The following is a 17466-nucleotide window of genomic DNA, read 5'->3' on the forward strand; positions in this document are numbered from 1 at the left end:
AAAGACAGCTGCTGTTGAAAAGGCGATTAGCAGACTTGCCTTGCCTATCTCAACTCAAACTGCCCTTCATCCCATTTGTCCGTTGTGTGTTCGTTGAGAGCGATCCCTAGCTTTCCGGGATCGGTGACGAGCAGATAACGCCAGGTACCATGCTGACCTAATCGATTAACAGCCTTGACCCACCGTTGCGCCGCCTTAGCTTTTGCGTCGGCATCGTCAGTGACCTGACCTTTGATTTCTACAATCACATTGAAACCTTTGTCGGTCACGATGATGAAATCCGGCACATAGCGGGCCGGAATGCCTTTGTAGCGATACGGGATAAAAAAACCCAGCCGTTCGTTCTTCACCCACTTCTTCACGCCCGGATGGCTGTCAAGCAGGAATGCGGCGCTTTGCTCCCATTTTTTGGTATCGGCCACCATCGCGTTGAGGTGGCACTTGGTCACTGGATAGATGGGCTTGGTGGTGTGGAAATCGACGAACAGTGTACTACCCCGTCCGGCGGCGCCTTGGAGGATAACCGCAACCTCGGCGTTGTTCGAGTCCGAGGATGAGCCTTTCTTGATGGCTTCCAACAGCGCGCCAATGGCTGCTTGCATATACTCGCCTACCAGCAGTACGTCACAGGGTTGGCTATCACCCTTCCGCTCCAGCTTTTCGACGAGGAAACGTTTCGCTGCAAAGGCGACTTTGGGGAATAAGATCTGTACCGGCACCGCCGCGGCGCCGTTGTCGCTCTGCCAACGGATGCAGATTTCCCGCGCCAATCGGAAAGCGACCTGCTGTTCCCGAAACATGGCCCGCCATTCTTTCAACGAGAGTATTGGCTTTTCACCGGGGCCATAGGCGGCCAAAGCGCCTTCCGGCGTCGTCAGCGGGGTCAGTTCGACTGTTTGCGGAATTTTCATCGGGTCGATCGTGACCTTGGCGATCTGGCTCCAGTCCACAAAGACCTCGAATTGCCCGGACTCGTGATAGCCGGTCACAATCGGGAAAGTGATTTCGTACTCCGCCTTCTCGGGCACCGAATAGATATGGTTTGGGTCAGGTGTTGGCGGTGTCGGGCCAACGGGCGACACCTTAAACGGGATCAGTTCAAAGGGAACCCCAAAGACCTTAGCCGTTTCTTCAGTAAACATCTGGGTTTCTTCGTTGAGCGCATAGCTCTTCCGGCGTAAGGCACGACCGACAACCTGCTCACAGAGCAATTGCGAGCCGAAGGGACGCAGGCCGACGATATGAGTGACGGTGTTGGCATCCCAGCCCTCAGCCAGCATGGCGACGGACACGATGCAGCGAATGTCCCGGCCTGGCGGAATACGTTCGTCCATCCATTTCAGGGAACCATCGTTGTCCTCGCTGGCCACCTTTTCATTGTGCTTGCGAACGAGTTCCGACCACTCTTCTGGGACTTTGCCGCCGGGCCATTCGGCCTTACCCACGGTATCAAGAATAAACCGGAGCCGTCGGGTTTCGTCCTTCGTACCACCTTCTTCAATGTCCTCAATGACCTTCGAGTCAATGCGCACCGTGACTTCCTGTCCCGGTTGGTTCTTGAACCACGGAGGCGCTACGCCGTAGCTGTCATTCCCATTTGCCAGCCACGCATAAACTTCCTTGGCGACAGCGGTATCTCGACAGACCACGATGAACACTGGGGGGACAGGGTGTTTGTGTTGCTGTTTTGAAGTACTTTCCCATTCCTGAAAGCGCTGATGCCATTCCGCCGCCAGCAGATTGATGGGAGCGCTGGCGTAGTTCATCACGAGTTCAGGAGTCAGCTTCGAACCATAACCTTCCTCTTTGGCTTTGGCCTGAACCCAACGCCAGATATTGAAATAAGCTGCTTCATCCGCCCCGGTGACATCCCGCGCCGGTAGCTGCGGAATCTTGACCAGACCGGATTCAATGGCATCGAGCAGCCCAAAATCCGAAACGATCCACGGGAACGGCTTGCCGACTTCGTTGCCTGAGCCCTGAATATAGAAAGGGGTGGCGGAGAGATCGACACACAGATTAATGCCCCGCTTGCGGCTGCCTCCGGCCAGCTTGTTGATTCTGTCTAAGCCCTCAATCCATATGGTTGCCTCGCGGTCGTTTTTCTTGGCGAGTTCTTTGTCTTCATCGAGGAATTGCTCATCTTCAGCGACATCCCCGCGCCGGTAAGCATGGTGAGCTTCATCATTGAAGACCAGCCAATGCGGACTGCGGCCCTTGCCAGAGCCGAGCTCCTGCCGGATACGCTTGAACCAAGCTGCATCGGATTCGAAATATTTCACTTCGACCGTTTCATTGGCTTTTCCGGCATTCTTGACAACTTCCACCGGTTCACCGGTCTTGACCACCCTTGCGGAGTCTCCGTTGACGGTGTTGGTTTCTTTCTTCGCCAGCCGATGCCAGTTGGCAATCATCACTTCGCCGCGCCGCAGTTCCTCCATCCGATGCGGCGGCACGAGCTGGCGAGTGCGATACAGGCTCAAATCGCCGAGTGCCGGGTCAAGCTCCTGCAACCGCTCGCGGATGGTGACATTCGGACAGACGATCAGAATCGTGTCGGAAAAGCGGTCATCGGTAGGCGCAGCCACGCGGTTCAGGATTGACCACGCCGCCAACATCCCCATGACGGTTGTTTTGCCGGAACCGGTCGCCATTTTGCAGGCATAGCGGACGAAGGCTCGGAAACCAGCCGCCTTAGTCTCAAGGCCCGGCTCATCCTTGGGAATCTCCGGCAGACCTTTTCGGTAAATCTCACTGGCTTCAATCAGAAAGATAATGGTTTCGACCGCCTCAATTTGTGCGAAGAACAGCCGTTGCATTCGGTCTTCGCTGCGCCACAGCTCCAACAATTCCTTGGTGACACTCGACGCGCCGTCATAGGCAAGACCGGCGCTGTAACTGCCGTTACGCCAGTTTTCAAGCCGTATACGGATTTCGTTAACAATGCTGAGATCAACCTGTTCGCCTTTCTCGGCCTCGAACATATCCAGAGTCGATTTACTCTTTCGGCCGCGCCCGGCATGCTCCGGCACACGGTAGAAGTAGCTGGCCCGGCGGCGCCCAGATGCTTTAATCGGCGGCTTTCCCCGTTCGATTTGCCAATGGAACTTCGGCTCAACAAAAGGCGAATTGATGATCGGCGATTCCACCTCAGCCGGCGTGACGGGGGGCAGCTCCTGCTTGGCTGTAGCCATCAGTTCGCCCCCTCAGCGCTTTTGACGACCATCAGTTCGTTGCCCCGATCGTCAATGACCTTGACCGCGATGCGCCGCTTGTCGCCCAGCACAAAAGGCTCGCTGACTGTTCCAGCCAGATGCTCCCAAACGCTGTCGTTGAACTCGCCTTTCAGCGATTTTTGCAGGTTGTCCCAAGCCCCGGTTTTCGGAAAGAACACTTGCGAGGCGCAGAACACCATGCCGTTGTAATCGGTGTCCAGCATCCAGCACGGCAGGTTCTCGGCTTCGATGGAATCCGTTTCCATTGTGTCGGGCCGGAAAATGTCGAGGCCCTTGACCTCGACTTGATGAAGCGGGGTTCCGTCCGGCTTTTTACCGTCAGGTTTCAGCGCTACATCCGGCAGGCCGGTAATCGAGAAAATCTCGCTGGATTTACTGGTTTTCAGCAGGTCGGACATCACCACGTCCGGTGTCATGGCGATATAGGTCGTCGGGATTTTCAGCTTTTCCAGCATCTCGCGGGCTTTCGCCTGAATGGCGAAGCCAAATAGGAAAAGCTGCTGGAAGCCCTGTTGCATGGCTTCCATGGAGGCGTTGAACACATACTCGGAACCGATAGCGCCATCCTCCGGCCCGAAGACAATGGCAATGCGTTTTTCAGAGCCATTTTTCGCCGTCGCCTCGGCATGAAGGTATTCCCGATCCGCCAAGGGGCGGACAGTTTCTAGTTCGAGGCTTACATTACCAGGTAGCCGCAGAGTCTTGCTTTGGCGCAGCACCTCAATCATCCGGTCGAGATAAGCGCGGGGGCTGGCGTAGCCTTTTGGGGCCTCGGCAACTTGATTGTCTTCCTCCGCCAGAGTCAGCGCCGCTTGGATGGTAGCTTCGACCGTGAATGGCCCGCAGACACGGGTGATCTTGTTCTCTACTTCTGGGCGATCAACCAGTGTTACCATTTCCGGCTCTTCGTTGTTGGCAATTGAGCCGAGAGTGATTCTCGGCACTAATCCGCCGATTTCTTCTCCTTTGCGGTTTTGCTTGCGTTCATAGACAAAGCCGCCAGCCGGGCCTTGGACGGGATTTTTGAGGCGATACCAGGGAAAAGTGGCTGTGAGTAGCCGTTGCCGTGCCAATGCTAAGGGAACACGTGACGTGTCGCAGGTAATCCAGCGACGGCCCCATTGTTCGGCGACATAGGCCGTTGTCCCTGAGCCACAGGTAATATCCATGACCAGATCGCTGGGGTCAGTGGTCATTAGAAGGCAGCGCTGAATTACCTTCTGCGCAGTTTGGACTGCATAGAGCTTTTGCGCTACGAACGTGCTTTCAATTGTGTCGTCCCACAAATTAGTTATGGCGACACCGGGAAAATCGTCGATATATCTTTTGTAAGCTAGAGTGTTTCCAATACCTACTAAGCGATTTGCCTGGGCAAGTGCAGGTAGCTTCTTTGTTCCAGGTTTCCAATGTGTACCCTTCGATGGTGAATATACTTTTCCTTGGTATTCAAATGCTGCTGATCCTTCCTCGGACCATCCCTGCGAAGTTAGGTTGGATGTGCGGAATCTTTTTCCTTCTGGTATAGGCAGCTCGCCACGAAGTTCCCGAGCGCTCAATCGTCTCCAAGTCCCATCGGCGAACTCGATGCAATTGTATGAGTTATCCGAAACCTCGGATCCTAAAGTAGCGTATAGCTGCACATATTTTGTTTTGTCCTTGTTTTTGCCAAACCACAATAAAAAATCGCAGACTCCAGCAATCAGAGAGCTAGCCTGACCACTAGTTTTCTTAAATGGGATAACACCGCACATGTTTCCTGCACCGAATACCTCATCCATCACCTCTCTGACGTGGTGCAAGTTCTCATCGGAAATCTGCACGAAGATGGAGCCGGACTCGTGGAGTAACTCCCGTGCCAGCAGCAGCCGGTCACGTAGATAAGTTAGGTAGGAATGTAGGCCAAGCTCCCATGTATCCCGATAAGCCTTGACCATTTCCGGCTCACGGATCATTTCATCATCCGCGCCGTGCTTCACGTCCCTCTTGCGCACGAAAGGTTGGAAATTTGAGCCAAACTTGACTCCATACGGGGGATCGAAATAAATCATCTGCACCTGCCCGCCTAGCCCCTCATATTCCAGCAGGGAGTTCATTACTTGCAGCGAGTCGCCGAGGACAAGGCGGTTCGTCCACGGGCCTTTGTGCTCGTAGGCATCCAGCTTGTCGGCGATGTCCAGTTCGGCATCCCCGAACAGATCAAGGTTCGTGCCGCTGGCTTTATGCGTTCTGAGGGTTTCCAAAATAGCTTGGGTGGAATGGCGCTCATGCACGAACAGCGGTAGCGTCGGCACTGAAATCTGTTGCCGTTCGGCCTTTCCTGCCCAGTTGAGAAAGGGCTTGGTGAGGCTCTTGAGCCGGGCCGCACATTGCGATAGCGATGAGAATTTCTCCTGTGTTCCCTCCCACAACTGCGGCTGCGCAAAGACATCGCTTTCCCCCTTTTCTGCCGCTTCGGCCACGAGGTTGAGCAGCCACTCGGCAAAAGGGCGCTCGGCGTTCTCATCCCAGCAGAGCTCCGGAGCGAGGCTGGAATCGTAGCGGTAGGTTTTCGGTGCTTTCTTATTCGGGAATTGTGCTTCGACCCCGACATCAGGTCGTTGGATGCTTTGTTGAGAATGTTGGTAGGCGGCAGAGCTAAGTTTTTCCCCATTACTCATTTACAGTTCCTGTAATTATTCTTCTTGGATTGGTAGGCCCCCTACTGAGGAGACTTACTGAAGATCCTGGTTACGCTTATTTCTTTATAGCTAATTCCAATTCCGTTGGAAGCCCTCCTATATTCTTCTGGCAAGTTTTTACATAGCGCCATGCCTCGGCTTCATTGGGTTTATTCTGGAAACTCCTCCGGCCATTTCCGGGCGCCGTGATAAACAGCCAGAATTTCGATGCAGTCCTGACGCACACGGTAAGGCAGAATGTAAGGGGAATCTCCCATGACAAGTTCCCGCGTCCCAGTGACTCGGCCCCGTCGGCCGAGTCCGGGATTATCTTGCAGAAGCGCAACGCGTTGCCGGATTTCATTCTGAAGCTTACGCGCTGCGTAGGGGTTATCTTGGGCGATATAAAGGTAAATGTCCCGCAAGTCTTGGCGGGCGGGGCCGGTCCAGACGATTTTCACGAACGGTCTTCGAACGCTCTGATTTTTTCTTCAATCAAGGCGTCCATTTCGGACATCACCTCCTCATGCGGGATCACATCGCCGCGATCGGCGGCGGCAATGCCGGCCTCAATCTTTTGGATCTGCCAAGCATGCAGCTCCAGATATTCCTGGATCGCCTGGTTCACCAGGTAATTGCGCGAGCGGTCGAGCTGTGCTGCGAGTTGGTCAAGGCGTTTAACGGTCTCGCCGTCAGTGCGGACGGTAAAGGCTTCGGTCGTCATAATTCACCCTCCCCTATCGGAATGGTTCAACGTGGTTCATAGGTAATCATTCCACGGGGACCACTCTAATTCAAGGGTAGACTCGTCCGCGTGTGAAGAGGGGCATTGGGCGACATTTTGGCGTGAAATACTGGTGGCAAGTGTCGGTTTCAGTTTATGTGCTGGCCAGGTAATCGCGAACCATTTGGATCAACAGCCAGCCGAGCATCAAGAACACCGTGACAAAGACCATCACGCGGAAGAACTCGATCACCCGGAGGATGCCGACGTACACGAGCATGACAGCGTGATACGGCAGAGAGAGGATCCGAAGGACCGCGCGAGCGCCGGTTAACGTCATCCGCCCCGCCCGCGCGAGCGGCGAGATCGCTGCGATCACATCGGTGCGCGTGGGCCAGACCAGGCGTGGACCCTTAAGCGGCGGCCGTGTACGGCGCGCCGTTCCCGACCGAAACGGGACAACGTTCGTCCTGTCCATGCCTGGCTTTTTCTCCATGGTTTACCTGTGTTCTATCGTCGGCGCTCGCGCGTGGGTTAAGTGATCTTTTAGATAGCTTGCCGTCGCTGCTGCCGCGGCACCTCCCACCGCGCCGGCTAAAAGACTGACCCCCACGAGGATGGCCACTTGCTCGCGGGCACTGCGTTGCATCGCTTTGGCCGCTTTGTAGACCGCAAAAGCGCTCGATTCCAGACGGTTAATTGGAACCTGTAGCGTTGTTGTGAGCACCGTCGCCGCCGCATCGCGTAGAGCTTGCGTAACAATTTTCTCCGTCGCGTTTTCGATGTGGGCCCTGACCGTGGCTTGCACGGCTTCGTCGCCCAGGCCGGCGATCGCCGTTTGGAGGGCCGTCGTCCGCTCGTTCAGATCCGCGACGATGGCCGGCAGGCTTTCGCGTAGGGCTTTGACTTCATCGTGCAGCTTGCCCACGTCGCCGAGCAATTCCGCAATTAACGCTTCTTGCGCCGTGCTGGCCATAGCGCGGCCTATTTCAGCAGCGTCTTAAAAACGGCGTCAAGCTCTTCCACGACACCCGCCGCCAGGCGCTTAATGCCAACCATTTGGGCGTAGTGAAGTTTCTCCTCGGGATCGGTGGCCGCTTTGATTTTCTCCTTGTAGTCGGTCGGATCGTTGAGAATGTCCGTGATGCCTTGTTCGGCATGCTTGATCTTGGCGTAAATATCGTTGGTGTGGATCACCGCATCACGCCGTAGGGTGAAATTCTTCGCTGCCGTGTGGTACTCGATCAGGCCGGCAAACACCCGCTCCGGATTCTCGTCGAGCTCGACCATATTGAACACGAGCCTAATCTTCTTGGCCGGAACGCCGATCTCGGCGAGAGCATCGATCGTGCTGATCGTGTCGCGTTGCTGCTTATTCTTGGGGACCGTCGGCACCACGAAATAATCGAAATCTTCGTGACTGCCTTTGTATTGCTTCATCAGTCCAACAAAGTCCTCGACGTTCGACGCGCCGATATCGACCACGGCATCCTCCATCAACAATAAAGCTTCCTGGAGCTCGCCGAACTGCCGGCCGCGGATCGTCTCGTCTTCAGTGCCATCAGAGTTGATCGATTCCACCGGGATTACGGGTGCGCCGTTCATGCGCGGGGCGAGTAAGTGACGGGCTACAGTTGACTTGCCGACATTGCCGCTAAAGTTGATCACCGCGATCTTCATTCCTTGTCATCCTTCTTGTTGATCCGCTTTAATAGCGGGTTCGTGGTTTCGGGCTTAATGAACTGATCGGCGAGTTTCTCCCGCCGCTGCTTTTTGTCCAATCCGGCCAGATCATCCGGCCGTGCTGGCTCGGTTTCACCGGGGCTTGGCTCGGGTGCCGCACTTCGCTGTTGCTTCGAGCGCTCACGCCTGATCCGGTACAGCGCCGTATCAAACGTTCGCAGATTCATCGTGAACCCATTTTTGTGCAGGGTTTCGAGAATCGCGCGACGGGACACGCCCGCCTTCAAGGCGGTCTCGATGTCGTCAAACACGTCCCGCAACCGGGCCGTTTCAGAGCGGTGCTGATCGCCCGCAGCCAACTTGCGAAGCTGATCGGCCAAGCTCTGCTTATCATCTGTTGAACTCACGTCATGATCCTATCGTATTCGTGACGTAGAAGAGTCTAACTCTGTTTAACCAATGATGTATATCTGTTGAATTACAGCTCACATTAAGCTGTAATGCGCGAGGGGAACCCCCTCGCGCACCCCAAAACCCTTGAAGACGGGGGCAAAATTGCCCCCGAAGTCCCCACACCGGACGCATCTGCTATGCAGATACCTAAGCTTATGAACGTGCTGCTGTTTTTCAGTATGCATAGGGGGTGAGCGCGTTATGCAAAGGGTGCGTAAATCCTTGAAAGCGTTGACGTAGAAGGACATATGAAAACGACCGGCAGAATTACCCTTTCGCTCGATAACAAGCTGATGGCCGATCTTCGGCGGAAAGCCGTCGAGCTCAACGTCAGTCTCTCGGCCGTGGCCGCTGGCTACATCGAGCGCGGTCTGTACGATGACCACGTTGCCCGATCCAGTGATCGCCTCGATGAGCTCACGGCGCTGTTACAACGGCAGCTTCAAAACGGCATGCCGGCTGGCGATCCTGTGACGCCTGACGAACAGCGGGCGTTTTTCCTCGAAGTCCTGTTGTATTTCAGAGCGCTCTTCAAAAATGATGTCGGGGTGCGCGGCGACATCGCCAACCAAGTCAAGAAGCTCTACGGGGATAATCGTGTAAAAGGGATCTAACCATGTGGAAGCGCAAACTCGAGTTATTCGCCGTTTGGCTTTTCTTGGCGCCGATCCTCGGCTTTTTTGTCTGGTGCAACCGGATCATCAACGACTTTCACTTGGTGAAACCCTACGGTCCGGTACTCAAGGCCACCCTACCGCAGGCGTTTACCGCACCGGGCATCACGCCGATTACGTACAGCAGTCTTACGATCAGCGCCGTCGGTGCGGCTTTCCTGCTGTGGTTGGTCTACCTCTTCGAGAATCCGCATCGAAAAGGCCGCTCACATGTCCGAGGCGCGAGCATTGCGGATAAATCGGTGCTCGTGCGAGCAGCGGATGCCAATACGTTCCGGAACAAGATGCTGTCTCTTCGCCGGCTGCAACAGTTTTCGACCGAGCCGGTGAACGTGCTCAGGCACTACATGACGCCGGTTCAGCAACTCACCATCGCCGGAGTCCCGATTCCTCCGGAATTGGAGCCGCTGCATTTCTTGATCGGTGGTACCACGGGCGCGGGTAAGTCGACGGCGATCAAAGAAGTCCTAGCCAGGGCATTGGACCGTGGAGACCGAGCCATCGTCGTCGACCCGAACGGCGAATACTTCTCTCTTTTTGGCCGGCGCAACGATGTGATCATGAACCCATTCGACCGGCGTTTTCCAGGTTGGAGCATCTTTAACGAGATCCGCGAAACGTACGATGCCGAACGATATGCGAGGTCCGTGATTCCTGACGCGCGGGGCGCAAACGATCAGGAATGGCATGGCTATGCTCAGTTCCTGTTCCAAGAGACGATCCTGAAACTTCGGGAGGATGGCCACAAAAGCACCGATACGCTGATTCATTATCTCTGTTCGCTGGAGATAGAAGCGCTGGGGGCGTATCTCGAAAACACACTGGCGATTGGGCTGTTCGACGAAGGGGCGAACAAGGCGCTCAGTTCAACCCGGTTCATTCTCACCAAGTATCTCAGCTCTCACAAACACCTACGCGACGGTGAGTTTTCGCTTCGCAATTGGCTGGAGCAGGATACCGGGAATCTCTACATTACCTGGCGCGAGAACATGGTCGATGCGTTAAGGCCGCTTATTTCGACCTGGTTCGACATTTTGGTGAGCTCGACGCTTTCGATGCCGATCCACGGCAAGCCAAGACCGTTGTGGTTCTGCTGTGACGAGCTAGCATCCATGGAGCGGCTAAGCAGCCTAGAAGATGGACTGACCAAAGGCCGCAAGCACGGTGCGCGATTCTTGTGCGGCGTCCAGTCCACAGCGCAGCTTGACGATATATACGGTAAAGAGAAGTCCCAAACGCTTCGAAGCTGTTTTCGAAGTAGCTATTTGATGAATATCCCGACGACCGATCCTGCGACGGCAGAAGAATTCTCCAAAGGTATCGGCGAGCGCGAATACATCCGAACTGAACGATCCAGAACGCATTCGAGTGACGGCATCAATCGGCAGGTGTCGCAGCGCCATGTCCGAGAGCGACTGGTTTTACCCAGCGATATTCACTCGTTGCCGAACTTGGCAGGCTATCTGTGTTTTGCGGGTGACTATCCAATCAGTCTTGTGACGCTGGAGCCCTACGCTTATCCCGTTCGGAATCAGGCATTTATGGAGACGTAACGATGCTTTCAATTGCCAACGTCAGCGCAGGCGGTCAAGCCGCCAGCTATTACGAAGAGAAGGATGACTATTACACCCGCGATTCAGAACACGCCGCCTTATCGTATTGGAGCGGCGCGGGCGCCGCGGCGTTGAATTTACGCGGCGAAGTCTCGCACGACCAGTTCCAAGCCGTGCTTAAGGGCGAGCTTCCGGATGGCTCGAAAATCGCGGCCAGAGAGGGCCAACGTCGAGGCGGATCGGATCTGACGTTTTCGGCACCGAAAAGCGTTTCACTTCAAGCGCTAGTTTCCGGTGACACCCGCGTGATCGATGCGCATGCCCAGGCGGTCCGGCGCACTCTGGGGTACGCCGAAACCATGGCCAAGGCCAGGAACGGCGAGACAACGGGGAATCTGATCATTGCCAGTTTTACCCATGCCTTGAGCCGGAATGTCGACCCCCAGCTTCACACGCACAATATCGTTATCAACGCGACACAGCGCTTCGATGGCGCATGGCGGGCGACTCAGAACAAATGGCTCTATGAGCTCAAAATGCAGCTCGGCGCGATGTACCGCTCAGAATTGGCCCGAGAGCTCCAGGGCCTCGGCTATGAGATCCGCCGTACGCACGGAGACGGCCGGTTCGAGTTGGCCGGCTATACCGACGCCCAGCTTAAGGCGTTTTCCACACGATCGGCTGATATCGAGCGAGCTCTCGCGGAGCGAGGACTCAACCGGGCGAATGCGAGCGCTGAGCTCAAAAAGACGGCAACCAAGGCGACGAGGGTGAAAAAGAAGGACGTAGACCGCAGCGTTCTTCGCGCGGTATGGCGGGAGAAAGCACGATCGTTAGGCGTGGCCATCGATACGCGGCCTAGAGCCGTCAACCGTGCGCCCGTAGAGGCTCCGGCGAGAGATGCCGTCGAGTTTGCCATTAACCATCTAGCCGAACGTGAGGCCGTCTTCGATATCCATGCACTGCGCCGCCATTCCTTGGAGCGGGCCGTCGGTCAAGCAACGCTGGGCGAAGTGAACGCCGCCATCGCGGAAGCCGTTTCTAATCGCCTGCTATTCCAGCGTGATCACGAATTCACGACGCACGAAGGACTATTCCGGGAGCAGGATATCCTTCGCATTAACGCCGTCGGGCGAAACGCATTTGCTCGCGGCATCGCTTCTCTGGAAGCTGTAGAAGCGCACTTATCGAACACCCGACTGAACGATGGGCAGAAAGCCGCTGTGCGCCTCATAGCGACGACTAGAGACCGAGTCGTTGGCATTCAGGGCAGGGCGGGCACTGGCAAAACGACGATGCTCGCTGAATTGAAATCGGTGGCCGAAAGATCCGGATTCAAGGTCATGGGGTTAGGTCCAAGCGGCAGGGCTGCCAATGAGCTTCGAGACGTCGGTATCGAGAGCATGACCATCGCGAAATTTCTCGCAACAAAAGATCGAGGCGTCAACGCGAGTACGCTTGTACTGCTCGATGAATCATCCATGGTCTCGGCGCGGGATATGCGCTACGTGCTCAAAGAGATCGAATCTACCGGCGCCCGTGTTGCGCTGATCGGTGACGAACGGCAGTTGAAAGCCGTTGAGGCGGGTAGGCCGTTTCAGCAGCTTAAGGAAGTCGGCATGCGGTTCGTCGAGATGTCGGAAATCCAACGGCAGAAAAATACGCTCTATCGCGATGCCGTTACGCTAACGGCCGAGGGCAACGTCCACGATGCTCTAAAGAAAATTGCCGGCAATATCCGCGAAGTGAAGGACGATCATGCCCGATACCGCGACATAGCGGCCGGCTATGCGGCGCTGAGTCCCGAAGAACGCAAGTCGACGATGATCGTTTCAGGAACCAATGACGCCCGCCAATGGATCAACGATTACGTCCGAGCCGAGCTGGACTTAGATGGCCAAGAGTTTCGAGCTTTACGGCGCGTCGATTTGACCACGGCGCAAGCGGCGCAGGCGGATCATTACCGAGTCGGACAGGTCGTCGAGGCCGATCGCAAGTATCCGGGCATCAAGAAAGGCGAGCGGTTCACCGTTGCCAGTATCAACACGGCAGACAATACTGTCGAGCTTCATCGAGCCGATGGCAGCGTCGTTTCTTGGAATCCCTGGAGGCAATCGCAGTTTTCGGCCTACCGTGAAGAATCTATGCGCTTGGCTGTAGGCGATAAGATCCAATTCACGAAAGGAACCACTGGCTACGCTAACCGCGATTACGGCGAGATCGTAGGCATAGACCGCAACTCCATCGCTGTGCGGCTCCAGAACGGGCGCACGGTGACGATAGACGCTTCTCGGGCGCTCCATATTGATTACGGGTACGCTTCGACGATCCATTCAGCCCAGGGCGCTACAGTCGATAGAGTGATCGCGGACCTGAATACGAAGACTTTGACGACGAACGACAGTTCTTTCTATGTCGCTCTATCCCGTGGCCGGCGAGCGCTCCGGATCTACACCAACAATGCCGCAGCTTTGCCGGATGCCATTGGGAGACGGTCGCAAAAGCGGGCAGCGCTTGAGCTTACGGAGAAGCACCCGAAACAGGCAGAACGCGTGCGTTGATAGGGTAGAACAAGCAGTCGTGTTACCAGCCGCCATTTCGATTACAGCGAATTCGGCCAAAGCCGACGATTGCGGATTTGTGATTTCGACTCTGCGTGGATGTCGGCTTTTGATTTCGCCTGCATGGCGCTTGGTGCCCTCAAGAGCCAGTCGACCTAGGTTTTCAAAGAGCCAGTAATCTAGGGAAAGCTGACGCTCACGCGGTGGATTGCCCAGTATTGCCGAATACGCCCTTTTGTACTTGTATGCACAAGATGGCCGCGGTTATGGCTAGCGCCCAACGTCCACCCATCTCGTTAAAGATCATCCACGTCAACGTCAGGGGTTCATTGCGCACCACATGGGCCTGTTGCGCCATGTCCTGAAGCTGGATTTCCAGCGTTCCAAGCAATACAAAAGGGCCGGTGAGGCCGACGACGAATATCGATGTCGGCACGCCCAATACCAGCAACACCGCGCGTTCGACCCAGCGCCGCGTGGGCCAGGCCATCAGAAGGGACCCTTCGATGACCACCGGAACCAGGGTATGCATCAGATGGGTTCCGGTCGTTACTGCCAGGCCCGCGGGAATCTGCTGGCCGCCGCCCAAGGGCAACGGCTGCAACAGCCAGGCCTCGAGCTGGATGAGGACATCGTGATTATCCGCGACCAGTTTGAGCGACGGCGCGTATTCGGGGGCAACCGACAGGAGGACGAACCGGAACAGCGGCAGCATCAGTTCCGCCAAGGGTGCGCTGAGGTAGATTCCCAAGGCCGACAATCCGAGCCAGGCCGCCACGGCTCTCGCGGAGAGCTTGAGCCAATCAGCGCGGTGCATCGGCGGAGCGCACGGAGCCCGCCGCCCACCCGGCGAAGAACAGGCAACCGATCACGATGATCAAGGTCGGCGCGAGATAGGTGTGGATCAGCTGAAACCAGTCGCGATGATGGGCGATGACGAAATAGAGCCCGCTGATCCGGATCAGGTTGAGGCCATACATCAATAAAACGCCCAAGCCGATCCCGATCCATTTGCGCGTGATCGTCGAAGGGAAAGCCAAAATGGCCGAGATCACCAGAAACAACGCGCCCGCGCCATCGCAACCTCGGACGATTTCCAGGTCGGCCTGTGGCGACACCAGCCGATTCTGAACCGCCGACACCCTTTCCAGGGGCGCGAGCAGATTGATCAGGTCCGCGCAAAGCGTACCCAACCCCCGGTGATACAACTCTCTGAACACGTCATCGGGTATCTGGAAATAGGCGTAGTGGAATGCCCCATACCATCCGAGGAAGAGCAGCAGTTGGAACCACCCGGGCGTAGACATGGAAGATTCGTGAGACCGATGAGCTGACATGTGAAGACTCTACGACAGGAATAGATTGAGAGTGAGAGACCGAATCCCAACTCACGTGTCTGAATTTTTCAATCAATCCCCGTTATTCCGTTTTGCGCGAATCTTTCTCGACAAGAACACTTCTGTATACGATACCAACTCAGGCAGCCTTGCGTTTTTGTCGAACTCTTTCTCCCCAGCGGCACTTAAAAAGGCAATAAGCTTTTCAATCAGTTCTTCCGATCTGTTTTCACCTTTCGCCTCTTCAATATTGACTGATAAGGTATTGAACTTCCAGAAACAAAAATACGTTCTTTGCTTTTCAATAATGGTTATATTTAATAAATAACCGTCTGAATCGTAAGCAGTATATTCCCCTTTCTTTACGTCTATCGGCTCAATGTAGGAGCAGGCATCCTCTAACGATGAGAAGATGTTGATATCCCTTCCCTCACAAATGATGATAGGAAGCTTCATTAAAATCTACTCCAGAAACTTGTATCCGTGCTCTTGGATTCCCACGGTCTATGTCTGCCAATACCTTGGCCTGGTAATGTTTGGCCGCTTTGATCAACACCTCTGCGATGGTAATGTGGCAATTCGCCATATCGATTTCCTGTTCGATTTCCCCAAGGAGCCAAACGGAAATTTCGTCCGATACTTAGTTCCCCGCCCGTGCGGAAGCCTATTGTATGGATAGCAACCCCGGAAATCGCTCCGGTCGCATAGGCGCTAGAGGAAAAATCAACAACGCTATTTGTGTCCATTACCTCTCGTATGATGTATGTGCCTCCGAAAGACAGCACATCGCCAAAGCCAGCCGCAAAATCTACGAGATCTTGCGGAAGGCTCGGCAAATAAAAGCTTTCCGCCCCCAACCCACTCGGATCGACCGCCATAATCGGATTCCCCCCGACATAGGCATACAGGTTCAAGCCCCCATCAAAACCGATGGGGTCTTCCGAGATGAACCGGCCGATGTGGGCATCGTAATACTGCGCCCGCATGTAGTACAGGTTCTGGCCCTCGGCCATCACCCCGACTTGGCCCGCGTACTGGAACGGCTGTTGAACCGTTTCGGTCGTCGCCATCAGCCGGCCGTAGGGGTCGTAGGCGTAGGTGTTGAGGGTCTCTTGGCTGGCGTCGGTCAAGGCTACCGTGTGCCCGGTGCCGTCGAAGTGGTAAACGTAAAGGGCGTTGGTTTGGGCCTCGACCAAAGCAGCGGAATACGCGGGTACGCTATTCCGCCCTACGAGCCGGAGCGATTCTCCGTCAAGCTTTGCTAATGGCTACTAAAACGACTTCACCATCTAATGTTTTATTTTCTGCAACAACATACTCGCCGGGAGGAAACTCCCATTGTTCATCTTCTGGGTCAAAAATTTCAGCACCGCCTAAAACATAAATATTAGATTCCACTTGAGAAGCTGGAACAGGACGGTAAACCTCCACTCCTTCACCTAATAAACGAACATATACAGTACTCATAATTTAGTATTTGAATCCTGGCCCGCCAACATGAATAACTTCCTTTGTTACGTTATCAATCACTACTGACTGTCCGGTTTCAGGATGAACATAGCGCGTTGCCTGATTGCCTTTGTTGACGAGGTTTTCAGCTGGGAATGACTGTCCTTTATTTATGGCTTCAGTAATTTGATCCGGAGTCCATCCGCGTTTTTCAAGCTGGCTCGCCCATTTTGCCTCTGACTTAAATGCACCAAGAGTCCATTCGGTGGCTCTTGCAGCAACCGCTTCGACTAAAGTGCCAACCTTGCTAATCGGTGCTGCAAAGCCTATAGCAATATCAAAAGCATCTTTTTGAAATTGAACGATTTGAGCTTGCGATAGGCGCGCTCCTTCAGTGGGACTGAGTCCGCTCGGATCCACCGCCATAATCGGATTCCCCCCGACATAGGCATACAGGTTCAGTCCGCCGTCGAAGCCGATGGGGTCTTCGGAGATGAACCGGCCGACCGTCGCATCGTAATACCGCGCCCGCATGTAGTACAGGTTGTCGCCCTCGGCCATGATGCCGACCTGGCCGGCGTACTGGAACGGCTGAGGAACCGTTTCGGTCTGCGCCATCAAGCGGCCATAAGGATCGTAGGCATAGGTGTTGACCGTCTGTTGGCTGGCGTTGGTCAGCGCCACCGTGTGGCCGGTGCCGTCGAAGTGGTAGACGTAGAGGGCGTTGGTTTGGGCGTCGACCAGCGCGGCGAGCCCCAGGCCGTGGATGTAGTACCGTTTGATGGTGTTGCTTTGGTCGGCTTCGGCGAGGAGGTTGCCCGCGGCGTCGTAGACGTATTTCGTGACGGTGCCGTTGCGCGTCGCCCGGATCCGGTTGCCGACCCCGTCGTAGGTGTAGCTCGTGGTGCCCCGGCCGACCAGGCGGTGGGCGGGGTCGAAGCTGAAGGTGGCGGCGCCGTTGCTGGTGAGCTGGCCCTCGAAGTCGTAGCTGTAGGGTGTGCTAGCGCCGTCGAGCTGGGTGCCGGTCAGCCGGTTCTTCGGCGGGTTGTAGCTGTAGGTCCGGGTGAGATTGATGAGCTGTTCCGGGAGCCTGGGTTCGGTCACCAGGGCCTTCGTGCGGTTGCCGTTGGCGTCGAGGG

At 55.5% G+C, this 17466-nt stretch carries 17 protein-coding genes; 3 read left to right on the plus strand and 14 right to left on the minus strand.

The window, feature by feature from the left end; translation table 11 throughout:
* Positions 1 to 44: 44 nt before the first annotated feature.
* The 8 genes from JOD69_RS21445 to JOD69_RS21480 all read right to left on the minus strand — a co-directional run bounded on the left by JOD69_RS21445 (position 45) and on the right by JOD69_RS21480 (position 8707).
* Entirely contained in the window at positions 45 to 3194 is a 3150-nt protein-coding gene (locus JOD69_RS21445; RefSeq protein WP_210024262.1) for a DEAD/DEAH box helicase family protein, read from the minus strand.
* Positions 3194 to 5893, minus strand: coding sequence for a site-specific DNA-methyltransferase (locus JOD69_RS21450; protein WP_210024263.1), 2700 nt, complete (start codon positions 5891 to 5893; stop codon positions 3194 to 3196). Before JOD69_RS21450 ends, JOD69_RS21445 begins: the two co-directional genes overlap by 1 nt.
* Before the next feature lie 170 nt (positions 5894 to 6063).
* Positions 6064 to 6354 carry a type II toxin-antitoxin system RelE/ParE family toxin gene (locus JOD69_RS21455; RefSeq protein ID WP_077732360.1) on the minus strand — a complete coding sequence of 97 codons (291 nt, stop codon included), beginning with the start codon at positions 6352 to 6354 and terminating at the stop codon, positions 6064 to 6066.
* Positions 6351 to 6617: a CopG family ribbon-helix-helix protein gene (locus tag JOD69_RS21460; protein ID WP_077732361.1), complete on the minus strand. Its 267-nt coding sequence runs from the start codon at positions 6615 to 6617 to the stop codon at positions 6351 to 6353. Before JOD69_RS21460 ends, JOD69_RS21455 begins: the two co-directional genes overlap by 4 nt.
* Before the next feature lie 154 nt (positions 6618 to 6771).
* Positions 6772 to 7113: a hypothetical protein gene (locus tag JOD69_RS21465; protein WP_210024264.1), complete on the minus strand. Its 342-nt coding sequence runs from the start codon at positions 7111 to 7113 to the stop codon at positions 6772 to 6774.
* A gap of 3 nt (positions 7114 to 7116) precedes the next feature.
* Positions 7117 to 7593, minus strand: coding sequence for a hypothetical protein (locus tag JOD69_RS21470; RefSeq protein WP_210024265.1), 477 nt, complete (start codon positions 7591 to 7593; stop codon positions 7117 to 7119).
* An 8-nt stretch (positions 7594 to 7601) separates the two neighbouring features.
* Positions 7602 to 8297: a StbB family protein gene (gene stbB / locus JOD69_RS21475; protein WP_210024266.1), complete on the minus strand. Its 696-nt coding sequence runs from the start codon at positions 8295 to 8297 to the stop codon at positions 7602 to 7604.
* Positions 8294 to 8707, minus strand: coding sequence for a hypothetical protein (locus JOD69_RS21480; RefSeq protein WP_210024267.1), 414 nt, complete (start codon positions 8705 to 8707; stop codon positions 8294 to 8296). The genes stbB and JOD69_RS21480 overlap by 4 nt, the downstream gene beginning before the upstream one ends.
* Before the next feature lie 294 nt (positions 8708 to 9001).
* Between JOD69_RS21480 and JOD69_RS21485 the strand changes: the two genes are divergently transcribed.
* Genes JOD69_RS21485 through mobF form a run of 3 tightly spaced genes read left to right on the plus strand, consistent with a single transcriptional unit; the run spans position 9002 to position 13541 of the window.
* Positions 9002 to 9367 (plus strand): hypothetical protein, encoded by a 366-nt coding sequence (locus JOD69_RS21485; RefSeq protein WP_210024268.1) that lies wholly within the window; start codon positions 9002 to 9004, stop codon positions 9365 to 9367.
* A gap of 2 nt (positions 9368 to 9369) precedes the next feature.
* Complete coding sequence (locus JOD69_RS21490) at positions 9370 to 10980, plus strand: type IV secretion system DNA-binding domain-containing protein (RefSeq protein WP_210024269.1); 1611 nt, start codon at positions 9370 to 9372, stop codon at positions 10978 to 10980.
* A 2-nt stretch (positions 10981 to 10982) separates the two neighbouring features.
* Positions 10983 to 13541, plus strand: coding sequence for a MobF family relaxase (gene mobF / locus JOD69_RS21495; protein ID WP_210024270.1), 2559 nt, complete (start codon positions 10983 to 10985; stop codon positions 13539 to 13541).
* Positions 13542 to 13737: 196 nt separating this feature from the next.
* On the opposite strand, the gene JOD69_RS21500 is transcribed toward mobF, so the two are convergent.
* The 6 genes from JOD69_RS21500 to JOD69_RS21525 all read right to left on the minus strand — a co-directional run.
* Entirely contained in the window at positions 13738 to 14358 is a 621-nt protein-coding gene (locus tag JOD69_RS21500; protein WP_210024271.1) for a hypothetical protein, read from the minus strand.
* Positions 14345 to 14848 carry an exosortase family protein XrtM gene (gene xrtM, locus JOD69_RS21505; protein ID WP_210024272.1) on the minus strand — a complete coding sequence of 168 codons (504 nt, stop codon included), beginning with the start codon at positions 14846 to 14848 and terminating at the stop codon, positions 14345 to 14347. The genes JOD69_RS21500 and xrtM overlap by 14 nt, the downstream gene beginning before the upstream one ends.
* A gap of 102 nt (positions 14849 to 14950) precedes the next feature.
* Positions 14951 to 15334, minus strand: coding sequence for a hypothetical protein (locus JOD69_RS21510; protein ID WP_210024273.1), 384 nt, complete (start codon positions 15332 to 15334; stop codon positions 14951 to 14953).
* Positions 15334 to 16008, minus strand: a complete 675-nt coding sequence (locus JOD69_RS21515) for an RHS repeat-associated core domain-containing protein (RefSeq protein ID WP_210024274.1) — start codon at positions 16006 to 16008, stop codon at positions 15334 to 15336. The genes JOD69_RS21510 and JOD69_RS21515 overlap by 1 nt, the downstream gene beginning before the upstream one ends.
* A gap of 121 nt (positions 16009 to 16129) precedes the next feature.
* A complete protein-coding gene (locus JOD69_RS21520) occupies positions 16130 to 16345 on the minus strand; it encodes a hypothetical protein (protein ID WP_210024275.1) in 216 nt (71 codons plus the stop codon).
* Positions 16346 to 16348: 3 nt separating this feature from the next.
* Positions 16349 to 17466, minus strand: a 1118-nt coding sequence (locus JOD69_RS21525; RefSeq protein ID WP_280860138.1) for an RHS repeat-associated core domain-containing protein, incomplete at its 5' end; no start/stop codon positions are given.

This window comes from Methylocaldum sp. RMAD-M, assembly GCF_017832375.1.
Classification (GTDB): Bacteria; Pseudomonadota; Gammaproteobacteria; order Methylococcales; family Methylococcaceae; genus Methylocaldum.